A 12,301-nucleotide genomic window follows, 5' to 3' on the forward strand; every position below is an offset into this window, starting at 1 on the left:
AAATTATCCCTTTTTAGAAATAATCGTTGTAGTAGATCCGTCTTCATTGTTAATGATTTCTTTTTTTGCTTCAGGATCATTTTCTAATTGCTTATACATTTCTTCAAATCGCTTATTGGTTGCTTCCATTTGTTTTAATAATTGACCAAAATGTGCATTAAAATCATCAAAATTGATATTCCTTTCGGGAAATCTTTCTGAAAAAGGTTCAAATAAATCACTTTGTTTTTTACCGAAAAAATCAAATCCAAATGTATTGCTTTCGTCATCAATACTTACCCAATTCTGATTTTCTTTTTCATTAATAATAATTCTGAAAGGATCAATAGGCAGATTTCCGTTATCAATAGTTTTCATAAACGATTGATTTTTGTTAACCAGTTTCATTCGAAGTGCTACAATTTTGTTAGTATCAATTTTTACATCTTCAAAAGTAACAGTGGTATTGTATTGTTCTTTGAGCATTTTTTCAATCTGCGTTAATTCTTCTAAAGTATTATCGGCATTGATTTCAACAGAAAAAGTTGTGTTGATTGTATCCATCTGATCTTGATTAATTTGAGCATTAATTCTAAATGAAGTTGTTGTAAATAATAGCATTAAACAAAATAATCTGACTGTTTTCATATGTTTAAATATTTTAAGTGTTAATAAAATAAATAGTAAATTTGAAAAAAAATCATATGCGAAATTTACTAATATTTCTTCTGTTTACGTCAAGTTTAACGTTTTCACAACAGTCTAAAAATGAAGTTTTAACATATCAAAAAGCCTTAAACGATTCTTATTTTGATGCAAAAGAAACTCCTTTAAAACCAGAAGAAATAGTCCATTTTAACGGACTGGTCTTTTATGAATACAATGCTGATTTTGTGGTTTTGGCTAAATTAGAAAAATTAGAAAACGAAAAAACATTTCAAATGCCGACATCGAGTGGAAAAAACCAGGATTACAAACGATACGGCATTTTAAAATTTAACATTTATGGTCAAAATTTTGAATTAGAGGTTTATCAAAATCTGAATTTGATTAAACGCAAAGGCTATGAAAAACACTTGTTTTTGCCCTTTATTGATTTAACAAGCGGAAACGAAACCTATGGTGCCGGCAGATATTTAGACATTGAAATTCCCGATGAAAATATTCTTTGGTTAGATTTTAACAAAGCGTACCACCCTTATTGTGCCTATACTTCGGGATATTCTTGTCCCATCACACCCGATGTGAATTTTTTAAACATTAAGGTACTTGCCGGCGTAAAATTTTAAGCATGTATTATAATATCCACACACATCATTCCACCTATCACCCGGAAGTAACAGAATTGGTCAATCAATATCCTGATGAAATCAATTATCAAAACGATCTCTTTTCAGTGGGTATTCATCCATGGTATTTAGATGAAAATACGTTAGATGCCGATATGGAGCAAATGGAACAAATCATTCAGCATCCTAAATGTAAAGCAATTGGCGAATGTGGTTTGGATAAACGAATTGAAACATCGATAACAGTTCAAAAAAAAGTGTTAATTCCGCAATTATATTTAGCCGAAAAATATAAAAAACCTGTAGTTTTGCACTGCGTTGCGGCATATCAGGAAATAATTGAGATAAAAAAACAACTGAATTTAAGCATTCCGTTAATCATTCACGGATTTTCTAAAAACGGACAGGTGGCAGCAAGCTTAATTAAAAATGGTTTTTATCTTTCCTTTGGAAAATATCTGTTATTGAATCCAGAATTAAGCATTGTATTGAAAGAAATACCTGTTAACCGTATTTTTTTCGAAACCGATATGATGGAACACACCATTTTTGACGTATACCGCAAAGCCGAAGATATATTACAGTTAGATGTAAAAAGTATAATTGAAAAAAATTATAACAGAGTTTTTAACCCGTAATGTGAAACCGATTTTTCGATCGGGGAAGCTTACATAATTTAATTTAGAATGGCTGTTTGGCAAGAAAGAGCAGAATTATTATTTAAAACCAAAGGTTTACAAGCCTTAAGAAACGCAAATGTATTAATTATTGGTTTGGGCGGCGTGGGATCGTTTGCAGCCGAATTTATTGCACGTGCAGGCGTGGGCAACATTACTATTGTTGATGGTGATACGGTAGATATTACAAATATTAACCGACAATTACCTGCCTTGCACAGTACCATTGGCAAGCCAAAAGTAGAGATTGTGGGCGATCGTTTAATGGACATTAATCCGGAATTAAACTTAACCAGAATTCAGGAGTTTGTTTCTCCGGAACGCGCTCATGAAATTGTTACCAGTGATTACGATTATGTTTTAGATTGTATAGACAGTATAACCCCTAAATTAAACATTATTGTAGCTGCCAAAAAAGCAAAAGTGAAAATTATTTCGAATATGGGTGCCGGAGGAAAAATGTTGGCCAACAAAGTAGTGGTTAAAGACATTAGTAAAACCGATGTTTGCCCGCTGGCTAAGGTAATTCGCAAACGCTTGCGGAAAATGGGAGTTAAAAGTGGTGTAAAAGCCGTTTTCTCGTTAGAAAAAGCAGATGAAACCAGCTTAAAAATGACTGATGGAACGAATTTCAAAAAATCGTTTTTTGGAACCAACAGCTGGATGCCGGGATTATTTGGTCTGCACAGTGCTGAAACGGTTATTAGGTATTTGTTATCCAAAGAGCAGGTTTCTGAAAAATAACACCTATTATCAATAGTTCTAAAACTGCAAAACCTATCAAGATTTTGCAGTTTTTTTATCTACTTTTTTATTGAAACTTAATTGATTTTACCGGAGAAATTTTTGTGGTTAAGTACGATGGAATCAGCATAATTAAATAACAGATAACCACCAAAGCCACATTAATCAGCAACACGTAGATTATGGAAATATGTACCGGCGCTACTTTTACGTAATATTGTGTGGGGTCTAACGTAATAATACCAAATTGTTGCTGAATAAATAACAAACTTAAACCTATTACATTACCTATTAGCAAGCCAATAACGACAATATAGGTAGCATTGTAAACAAATATTTTGCGAATTGTCCAGTTTTTTGCTCCCATTGCTTTTAGAAGACCAACCATTTGTGTACGTTCTAAAATCAAGACCAACAACGCAACCACCATATTGATCACAGCAACCAAAATCATTAAGCCTATAATAATATAAATATTCAGGTCAAATACCCTCATCCATTCAAAAATGTTTCGGTATTTGGTCGTAATAGGCTCGCTGTTTAAAGTAGATGGAATGTGTCTGTAAATTTCATCGGCAATCTGTTCAATTTGGGTAAAATCATTCACAAACACTTCAAAACCTCCTACTTCATCTTGCTGCCATTTATTTAATCGTTGTACGTGTTTTAAATCGCCAATAACAAAAGTTTCATCGAATTGCGGAAAACCCGAATCATAAATGCCTGAAATGGTAAAAGAACGCACGGTGGGCAATTCAGCTTCTTGATTTCGTAAAAAATACGTGGGCAGCTTATCCCCTACTTTTAATTCCAACCGGTTCGCTAAAAAACTGGAAACAATAACCTCGTTGGTCATTCCCTGTTCTTCATATTGGGGTAATTTACCATCTACCAAATAATCCCGCAGAAAATTCCATTGATAATTCTCATCTACTCCTTTAAACACAATTCCTTCAAACGATTTATCGGTTCTAACCACTCCGGCTTTTGTAGCAAACGGATGCACTGCTGTAACTTCAGGTACTTCGGTAAATTTCGGATAAAAATTCTGTTGGGTAGAAATAGGTTCCAACGTGATTTCGGACTGATTGTTATCAAAATTCGAAATCACCACATGACCGTTGAACGATGTAATTTTATCGCGGATTTTTTGTTGCAAACCCATACCTGTAGCCACCGAAACCAACATCATTACCACGCTGATGGCTACTGCAGCAATAGCGATTTTTATAATTGGTGCAGAAACACTATTTTTATACTTTTTAGAAGTTGCTAACCGTTTAGCAATAAAATAAGATAAATTCAAGGCTATGAAATCTAAAATTCTTTTCAAAAATACATTTTTATTTTTCTTTGTAACAGTATTTACAAGTTTAAGTTTTATTGGTTATGCGCAAAGTAAGTCAAAAGTCGAAAGCCAAAAGTCAAAAGATTATCAAACGCAAATACAAACAGGTGCAGAGCAACCAGAGGTTTATCTTCCGTTATTAAAAGATAAAAAAGTGGGAGTTTTAACGAATCAAACAGGAATTACTAACTATATAGTTAAAGAAGGTAATCGTGAAATTTATGATTCCAGAGGGCGATTTGTTAAAATGACAGATATACCACCTCGCATTTATACGGAATCAGTAATAGATTTCTTAATTAGAGAAAAAATCAACCTTAAAAAAATATATGCACCCGAACACGGTTTTCGCGGAACTGCCGATGCCGGTGAATTGATTAAAGACGGGAAAGATACCCAAACCGGTTTACCGATTATTTCGTTGTACGGAAACAACAAAAAACCGACTAAAGAACAGCTTGCCGGCATTGATGTAATGCTTTTTGATTTGCAGGATGTAGGTGCGCGATTTTACACCTATATTTCGTCGTTACACTATTTAATGGAAGCTTGTGCCGAAAATAATATTCCGCTGATTGTTTTAGATCGACCAAATCCGAAAGGAGCAACGGTTGACGGACCTGTTTTAGAATTAAAAAACAAAAGTTTCGTTGGTATGCACCCAATTCCTGTTTTACACGGAATGACCATTGGCGAATATGCACAAATGATTAATGGCGAAAAATGGTTGAAGAATGGTGTTCAGGCAAAATTAACAATCATCCCTGTTAAAAATTACAACAAAAGTATGCCGTATTCATTGCCTGTAAAACCATCACCTAATTTACCAAATGATACAGCCATTAATCTGTACACAAGTTTATGTTTTTTTGAAGGAACCAATGTAAGTATGGGTCGGGGAACCAATAAACAGTTCCAGATTTATGGTTCGCCTTATTTAAAAAACATGAATTTTACTTTTACGCCCAAACCAAACGAAGGGGCAAAAGACCCGGTTCATAATGGGGTGAAATGTTATGGCGAAGATTTATCGGCTCATACAACCATTAACGGCTTATCTTTGCAATGGCTTTTAAAAGCGTATCAATACACAAGTGATAAATCAACATTCTTTAATAACTTTTTTATCAAGCTTGCCGGAACCGACAAACTACAAAAACAAATTGAAAAAGGTTTATCAGAAAACGAAATAAAAAAATCGTGGCTGACTGATTTAGAAAGATTTAAAAAAACACGTGAAAAATATTTACTTTACAGTGATTTTTAACTTCAATTTATCATTACAAACCTTACGAATTATAAGTTTTTCACTATATTTGGTACAGTTAAATAAAAACGAATTGTTATGGATACCACCAACGTGATTTTTTCTATTATCGACCGTTTTCAATGTTTTTACGAATGGTTTCTTCGCATTGTAGGTCGTGTTGTTGATTTGTTTGAGCGTTTTAAAGAGTTTATTCTAAATTTGGTAGAATACGTTATTGATACATTTGACGACGAGGAAGATGCTCAAAATTTCTTAAAAAATTATTTAGAGAACGAACATAATTTTATATAAAATGCCTTTTTTACAAAGGCATTTTTTTAGTTTACTTTAAATTTTTTAATACTATTGTTTTCTAATGATGAGTTAGTGTGTGACCGCATCAAATTCTTTACGACAGACTCTTTGTTTTTTATAATGTGTAAGTTAGAGAAATATAATCTTCTTTTCTATCTTCATATAATTATGACATCAACTCCTTGAACTTTTATAATTTTGTTCTGTTCCATAACTCCCGCTTTTGGTTATCGTAAATTTACAAAAAAATCTATCCGGTTTATATTCAAAATCCTATTCTTGGTCTTTCATTTTTTTGCTCAATATTTTCTCCTTCCATTTGTGCTTTTATAACTTCATATTTTTTCAATTCTTTTAATGGAACGGACGGTTTTGTGTTTTTGATGACTTCTTCCAAAATTTTCATTGTAATTCTGGATTTCGTTTTTAAGGCTTGTCTTGAAGCCTCATCAACAATCAAATCTTTTATATCAGATGAAACAAAATTTTCTGTTAAGCCGGCAAGTTTGTCATAATCTATCCCAAAATCAATCGGGCGGACTTTTAAATACATTTCAAACAGTGCTTTTCTTGCTTCAAAGTCAGGAGGAGATAAATAAAACTTTTTGTCTAAACGACCTGCTCTTAATAATGCGGTATCTATCTTATCGGGATAATTGGTTGCACACAAAACAAAAATTCCTTTTTCTCCTGTTCTGTCCATTTCTGCTAACATTGCTTCGACGGCATTTTTTGACATTTCGTGGGCATCACTGTCCCGACTTGGGAATAATCCGCTTATTTCTTCTATAAAAATAATTGTAGGTGCATTTTTTTCTGCTTCCTGAAACATTTTTGAGATATTCTCTTCTGTGGCATTTACATATCGGCTTTTCAAAGTTCCCGGATTCGCGTGAATAAAATTAAATCCGACTTCTTCCGCAAAATGCTTGGCAAAAAATGTTTTTCCGCAACCGGGCGGACCATACAACAACATTCCATTTGGTATTGTTAAGCCAAATCGGGCATATTCTTCAGGATTATGCAAAGCATCAATCACATCTAATTGCATTTGTGCTTTCAATTCTTTCATTCCTGCAATGGCTGAAAATCCTTTACCTTTTTTCTTTTCTTTGAGCTGAACTTTTGTATTTTTCTTTTCGGGAACAGAAAGCTCCACTTCCATTTCTCCGTTTAATGCCTGTATAAATTCTTTGGCTGATTTAAAACGGTTTTCCGCTTTTGGCTGTAACGCTTTTAAGATAATATTTTGCGTTTGTTCGTCTGTTTTATCCGAAAATTTCAAAGTTTTTTTCCGTTCTTCTAAAATGGTTTCTTCCAACTGCATTTTATCAGATTTATATTTTGAAATTTCCACAAAATAAGGCGGCAATCCTGTCAGCAAATGATAATATAAAGCACCAACTGAATAAATATCGCTTTGGAAAGAAAAGACTTTATTAAAAGTTTCGTTGGCTGTATAAAACAGATTCAAGCCGTCTTTTAAAAAATCTTTATTGGATTGTTGCAGAAAACGGGCGTAGCCAAAATCTATGATTTTAGGGATGGCAACCTTGCCCGACAAATCCAACATTACATTTTGATTGGTAATATCGTTGTGAATGATTTGCTTATTGTGCAGATAATTCAAGCCGTTTAATACACTCAAAATAATACTTTTTGTTTCATAAAGATTAAGAATGTTTTCTCGTTTCATTTTATCAGACAAAGTTTCTCCACTAATAAAATCTAAGACCACATATGCAAACTTTTGACCATCAATAATAACATTTCCGCTGTCGTTGTATTTTACCAAATTTGGGTGTTTGATTTGTTTTAGAATTTCTACTTCCAAAATATCTCCACTTTCGGTAAATTGTGTACGATGCAATTTGCTGTAATCAAACAGTTTCAAAAACTTTGTTTCTTTCGCTTCGTTTTGTACACGATACGTTTCGGCATAGCTTCCTTTTTTCAGAAAGAAACTGACAGAATATTTATTGTCAATATTTTGACCTTTGGATAATATACTCATTTATTAATTTATTCTTTTAACAACCAATCTATTACGTTTACTTTCTGTATTCCTTTATAGGAACTTTCAGGTTCTACATCCATCGTAAGCAAAGTTCGTTTGTTGTAGTCTTTTATCATTTCAAATGGTCGCATTTCCCGTTCAAAAGTGCTTTGCTCCCTTGTACTCCACGCCACCTGGTAATATTCCCAATCCCCTTCATTAGTCATTACCGCAAAATCCACTTCCGTCCTGTCGGCTTTGCCAATGTACACACGCCTGTGCCTGCGAAGCAATTCCAGAAAAACGATATTTTCTAAATTGTGTCCGAAATCGGTGTTTTTCGTTTTCCCAAGCAATGCTTCTTTGAAACCTAAATCAACTGCATAATATTTTTCTTGTGTACGAAGCAGGTTTTTCCCTTTAATATCGTAGCGAGGCACTTTATAAAACAAATACGCTTCGGTTAGTGCATTCAAATAGTTATCAACGGTATGATATGATATTGTATTTCCTTCACTTTTAAGCACATTCGATATTTTTGAGCTTGAAAGCGGTGAGCCGATATTGTCCAGCATAAATTTTAAAACCCGTTCAAAATTTCCTTCTTTGTACCAGTTATGCCGAATGAAAATGTCTTTTTGTGCAATATCGTTGTAGATGTTTTGCAGGTATTTTTCCGTTTGATTAGACGGAAGTTCGAGCATTCCGGGCATTCCTCCGTTTTGTAAATACTGCGTAAACAACAAATCCAACCGGCTTTTGTCCTCAAAAGCACTGACGTATTCCTTAAACGACAACGGATAAACAGGTATGGAAATGTAACGTCCTGTAAGTAAAGTACCTAACTCACTGCTTAGTAAGTAGGCATTTGAACCTGTAACATAAACATCAATGTTAGGTTTTACAAATAAACCGTCCACAACACGCTCAAATTCTTTTACATTTTGAACCTCATCTAAAAACACATAACAAGGTTTAGACAAATCCAGCTGATTGACAATGTGATAATACAGACTGTCTATATCGTTTAGAAATTTTCGATTTTCGAAATCTTCAAAATTTAAAAAGACAGTTTGCTTTTCTGAAATACCTTCTGTTTTCAGGTACTCCCGAAACAATTGCATAATGGTACTTTTACCACACCGGCGAACACCAACCAGCATTTTAATAAGATTTTTGTCTTTTAAGCTCTTTAAAATTTCAAGATATTCCGTTCGTTGTATCATAATCTTTAATTTACTAAAACCTGTTATATTTTACAAGTTTTAGCAAATTTAGTTTTTTATTTGAATTTTACAAAACTTGTTGTATTTAGCAAGTTTTAGAAAATTGAATTCAATAGACCAAACTGTATAAAATCTTAAAGTTTGGTCTAATTTCGTTTTTATCCCTCCAAAAGATTTCCATCTCCGCTTGGTCTTTCAGTAATTGGCAATAAATCAATCAATGCAATCACAATCGGATGTAAATCTTCTGTAGTTGGGTTTTCTCCGATTTGCTGTAAGCCCTCGTTAAGTAACTGTCTTGCCCTGTGGCTGTCTTTCCAATTGTAAGAACCAAAGTTTTGGTTGTGATGCCTGATGAAATTAATCAATTGGTAGATAAATGCCAATTGGAAAAATGCTGAATGTATTTCTTCTGCCAAGACTTTTCCTAACTTAATATCCTGCGTTTTCAAAACCTCTTCTAATTGATTACGTAATTGATTAACAACTTGCGTTGAACGGTCATTTCCTAAATCTTTATTGACTTTTTCTAAACGGTAAAATTCTTCTTTTAGTTCTTCTTCCAATTTTGGCCATTCTGCATCGTCTTCTAATTTATCAATAGTTTTAGCAACTTTTTGTAGTTCAGACCTTGCTTCCAATCTGCCTGATTCTGTTTTATTTGATTCAAATATTTTTTCAACTCTTTCTAAATCATCTTTTATCTCGTTTCTTTTATTTTCATCAAGTGTTTCAGACACTTCTCTATAGCTTTCTTTTACTAATTGAATCTGTTCTTCCAACCATTCTGGTTTTACACCCGATTCAATTGAACCAACATCGAATGAATGTTCAAAATCTATATCAATAAAACTTGCTACACCTGTCATTATATTTGACCTGTCAATATTTATTTTCAGATTAATGATACTTCCTTCTGGCAGCAATGCAGGTAAATCATTTCCTGAAATTTTGATTGTAGAAACGTGATTATTAATAACTGCTTTTGTATTGGGTTCCCCTTGATATATCGGGATTTCAATTGTATCATCCATTCCCGGTCTGATTAGTTTTTGTGTTTTCAAATCATTGTAAATTCCAAATGATGGTAGAGTTTTATTTTTCTCTAAACCGATTAATGGTTTTATAATTTTCTTACCAGTTATTTTGTCCATCACTTCTATGCAAATTGCGTGAGGAATTGGTGCTCCACCTGGTACAGAACCTTCTCTTATATCAAATGATTTGGGTTCACAATCTAATTTATTGCCATTTTCATCGTAAGCTATAATTTCAAAGCCGTTATTATTTCCCTCAACCAATCGTAATTCTATGACTTCTCCTATCTCATTTAGCTCAACTCGTTCACTTTTAAAGGCATCGTCTTTTCTTGCAATTTCAACAAAAACCGTTTTCTCTTTTTGATTTTCTTTCAATTTCAGTGTAACATAAGTTTCTGTTCCAACAACCATAGATTCATAATCAACTTTCAATTGAACTACTGAATTATCTATGTTATCATTATCACTTTCAACAGGATTGTTAATTGAAGAGGCATAAATCGCTGCACCTTGTGCAACAACGGTCATCGGGTCAATGCTTGTGTTTGGCGTTTTGATTTGTTCGGCAATCATTTCCCTTACAATCGGAGAAAGTGTGGGACCTCCAACCAAAATCAATTCATCTAATTTTTGTCCGTCAAGGTTGTTTCTTTTTAAAAGGATTTTGCAATAGTCGATAGCTTTTTGGATAAATGGTTTTATTATTTCTTTGAGTTGAGTTCGTGTAATCGTTATATCCATCTCAAACTCTTTTCCATTATCATCTTCGCCATATTCATCAAACAAATCAGCTAATACATTGTAATTTTCGTTAAACGATAACTGGTTTTTAGCATCTTCTGCAAGTGGTTTCCACATTTCTTTGAATGCATTGAATCTATCTTCGTTCTCTAAAATAGAATTTATGGAATATTTTTCCTTGAAATATGGGATAAATACTTCGTTTACAATAGCCTCATCTAAATTTTTACCTCCTAAAAAGTTGTCTCCTTCTGTATCTATTACTTTGATGATTCCATCAGAAACCTTTACTAATGCAGAATCAAATGTACCTCCTCCAAAATCAAATACTAACCAATAGCCATTTTTATTCGAAGATGAAACACCATAAGCTATAGCAGCTGCATAAGGCTCTTGTATCAATTCTACGTATTCAATCCCTGCTAATTCGGCTGCTTTTTTAGTAGCATTAATTTGATTCATTTCAAATGCAGCTGGAATAGTAATAACAGCCGATTTCACATCCTCTTCTTTTACATAAGATTTTAGCGTTTTAAGAACTTCTGCTGATAATTCTTCCGAAGATAGCCCCTTATTATTTTTGGTAGAATTTCCCATTGTTCTTTTGAACTCAATAAAAATATTTGATTCAAAATCACGGTCTTTAAATGCTCTTCTTTTGTCTGCAGGTAATTGAGCATATGCTTTTACACCTACAAAATATGCTTTCCCTCTATCCCAAACACAAGAAGACATTGTTTCTCCAAGTAAGTCATTTTTGAAAACTCTTGTTTTACCATTTTCTATTACAGCAATTGCTGAATTGGTAGTTCCTAAATCAATACCGAAATCTATTTTTAATCTTGCCATTTTTAATAAGTTTTACTCGTTAAAGGCAACAATTACTTTTGCTGCTTGTATCATTTTGTTGTTATAATTAACTTGTGGTTTTATAATGCGTTTTATGATCTGTCTTCCTTGTTCAACATTTTCGTCAAATTCTAAAGTTGCAACCATATTAAGTCCTGGACTATATGGCTGACCTATTAAAACAGGAATTTCGTATCCATACGCTTTTAGATTATCCAAAATGGATTCAGAATATTTTTTTAAATGTTTATAACCTCTTATTTCTTTATCCATCACTTCCAGATTCATTAAAATACGAGTTACTTCATCCGCTACTTTAAGAACCAAAGAATGGTCTTTTTCTTCCGCTTCTTTTATGGGAGCTTTTTCCTCTTGTTTCAATTTCAACTGCAATTCTAGAACTTCCACCAATTTGCTGTCCAACTTAATGCTTTCTTCTTCCAAAGATTTTTTGGTGTTTTTGATTTGAGTTTCTACATCGGTTTTGCTGTTGGCAATGCGTTTTCCCAATAGCCAATACAAAATCCCTCCCAAAAGCAAGGTTATCAATGTGCCTATAATCCAATACAAACGGTTTTTACTTACATTTTTATCCAATTGAGAAATGTTGTCTTTTGCAGTTATTTCTGTCTGTTGGATTTTCGTTCCTAAATCTTCTGCAATTGCCTGAATATTTTGAACGTTTTGACTTGTTGCAGTTTTCAGACTATCAATCCGTTTGTTTTGATTTACTGTGTGTGTAGAAAGACTGTCCAAATAGGACTGTTGTTGTGTAATCTCTTTCTGCTGATTGTTTAACCGTTGTTTTAATACAGTTATTTCTTGCTGTTGTTTCTGTAACAACAAAC

The 12,301-nt window shown here is 33.2% G+C and carries 11 protein-coding genes; 5 read left to right on the forward strand and 6 right to left on the reverse strand.

Annotation, left to right across the window (positions count from 1 at the left end; genetic code table 11):
* Nucleotides 1-3: 3 nt before the first annotated feature.
* Complete coding sequence (locus BLW20_RS06285) at nt 4-543, reverse strand: hypothetical protein (protein WP_143037744.1); 540 nt, start codon at nt 541-543, stop codon at nt 4-6.
* A 140-nt stretch (nt 544-683) separates the two neighbouring features.
* On the opposite strand from BLW20_RS06285, the gene BLW20_RS06290 reads away from it, so the two are divergent.
* From BLW20_RS06290 to BLW20_RS06300, 3 genes are read left to right on the forward strand one after another with little or no spacing between them, the layout of a single operon-like run.
* The gene (locus tag BLW20_RS06290) at nt 684-1,268 is read left to right on the forward strand and encodes a DUF1684 domain-containing protein (protein ID WP_091097623.1); all 585 of its coding nucleotides are present in this window, start codon (nt 684-686) and stop codon (nt 1,266-1,268) included.
* 2 nt (nt 1,269-1,270) lie between these two features.
* Entirely contained in the window at nt 1,271-1,906 is a 636-nt protein-coding gene (locus tag BLW20_RS06295; protein ID WP_091097628.1) for a TatD family hydrolase, read from the forward strand.
* 48 nt (nt 1,907-1,954) lie between these two features.
* The gene (locus BLW20_RS06300) at nt 1,955-2,689 is read left to right on the forward strand and encodes a tRNA threonylcarbamoyladenosine dehydratase (RefSeq protein ID WP_091097632.1); all 735 of its coding nucleotides are present in this window, start codon (nt 1,955-1,957) and stop codon (nt 2,687-2,689) included.
* A 67-nt stretch (nt 2,690-2,756) separates the two neighbouring features.
* Here BLW20_RS06300 and BLW20_RS06305 read toward each other — a convergent pair whose 3' ends face one another.
* Nucleotides 2,757-4,022 (reverse strand): ABC transporter permease, encoded by a 1,266-nt coding sequence (locus tag BLW20_RS06305; protein WP_317039274.1) that lies wholly within the window; start codon nt 4,020-4,022, stop codon nt 2,757-2,759.
* On the opposite strand from BLW20_RS06305, the gene BLW20_RS06310 reads away from it, so the two are divergent.
* Both BLW20_RS06310 and BLW20_RS06315 read left to right on the forward strand, forming a co-directional pair.
* Nucleotides 4,000-5,304, forward strand: a complete 1,305-nt coding sequence (locus BLW20_RS06310; protein WP_091097634.1) for an exo-beta-N-acetylmuramidase NamZ family protein — start codon at nt 4,000-4,002, stop codon at nt 5,302-5,304. The genes BLW20_RS06305 and BLW20_RS06310 overlap by 23 nt on opposite strands.
* Before the next feature lie 78 nt (nt 5,305-5,382).
* Nucleotides 5,383-5,598: a hypothetical protein gene (locus tag BLW20_RS06315; protein ID WP_091097638.1), complete on the forward strand. Its 216-nt coding sequence runs from the start codon at nt 5,383-5,385 to the stop codon at nt 5,596-5,598.
* Between the two features lie 268 nt (nt 5,599-5,866).
* Here BLW20_RS06315 and BLW20_RS06320 read toward each other — a convergent pair whose 3' ends face one another.
* From BLW20_RS06320 to BLW20_RS06335, 4 genes are all read right to left on the reverse strand, one after another.
* Nucleotides 5,867-7,615 (reverse strand): AAA family ATPase, encoded by a 1,749-nt coding sequence (locus tag BLW20_RS06320; protein ID WP_091097641.1) that lies wholly within the window; start codon nt 7,613-7,615, stop codon nt 5,867-5,869.
* Between the two features lie 8 nt (nt 7,616-7,623).
* Nucleotides 7,624-8,823, reverse strand: a complete 1,200-nt coding sequence (locus BLW20_RS06325; protein WP_091097644.1) for an ATP-binding protein — start codon at nt 8,821-8,823, stop codon at nt 7,624-7,626.
* A gap of 158 nt (nt 8,824-8,981) precedes the next feature.
* Nucleotides 8,982-11,453 carry an Hsp70 family protein gene (locus tag BLW20_RS06330; protein ID WP_091097648.1) on the reverse strand — a complete coding sequence of 824 codons (2,472 nt, stop codon included), beginning with the start codon at nt 11,451-11,453 and terminating at the stop codon, nt 8,982-8,984.
* 12 nt (nt 11,454-11,465) lie between these two features.
* Complete coding sequence (locus tag BLW20_RS06335) at nt 11,466-12,299, reverse strand: hypothetical protein (protein WP_245725284.1); 834 nt, start codon at nt 12,297-12,299, stop codon at nt 11,466-11,468.
* Between the last annotated feature and the right edge of the window lie 2 nt (nt 12,300-12,301).

It is taken from the genome of Paenimyroides marinum (assembly GCF_900108395.1).
GTDB lineage: Bacteria > Bacteroidota > Bacteroidia > Flavobacteriales > Flavobacteriaceae > Flavobacterium > Flavobacterium marinum.

Excerpts from the sequence above, each read along its gene's own strand:
- BLW20_RS06285 (WP_143037744.1), bottom strand. The coding sequence starts at position 543 with ATGGATACAATCAACACAACTTTTTCTGTTGAAATCAATGCCGATAAT.
- BLW20_RS06290 (WP_091097623.1), top strand. The coding sequence starts at position 684 with ATGCGAAATTTACTAATATTTCTTCTGTTTACGTCAAGTTTAACGTTT.
- BLW20_RS06295 (WP_091097628.1), top strand. The coding sequence starts at position 1,271 with ATGTATTATAATATCCACACACATCATTCCACCTATCACCCGGAAGTA.
- BLW20_RS06300 (WP_091097632.1), top strand. The coding sequence starts at position 1,955 with ATGGCTGTTTGGCAAGAAAGAGCAGAATTATTATTTAAAACCAAAGGT.
- BLW20_RS06310 (WP_091097634.1), top strand. The coding sequence starts at position 4,000 with ATGAAATCTAAAATTCTTTTCAAAAATACATTTTTATTTTTCTTTGTA.
- BLW20_RS06315 (WP_091097638.1), top strand. The coding sequence starts at position 5,383 with ATGGATACCACCAACGTGATTTTTTCTATTATCGACCGTTTTCAATGT.
- BLW20_RS06320 (WP_091097641.1), bottom strand. The coding sequence starts at position 7,615 with ATGAGTATATTATCCAAAGGTCAAAATATTGACAATAAATATTCTGTC.
- BLW20_RS06325 (WP_091097644.1), bottom strand. The coding sequence starts at position 8,823 with ATGATACAACGAACGGAATATCTTGAAATTTTAAAGAGCTTAAAAGAC.
- BLW20_RS06330 (WP_091097648.1), bottom strand. The coding sequence starts at position 11,453 with ATGGCAAGATTAAAAATAGATTTCGGTATTGATTTAGGAACTACCAAT.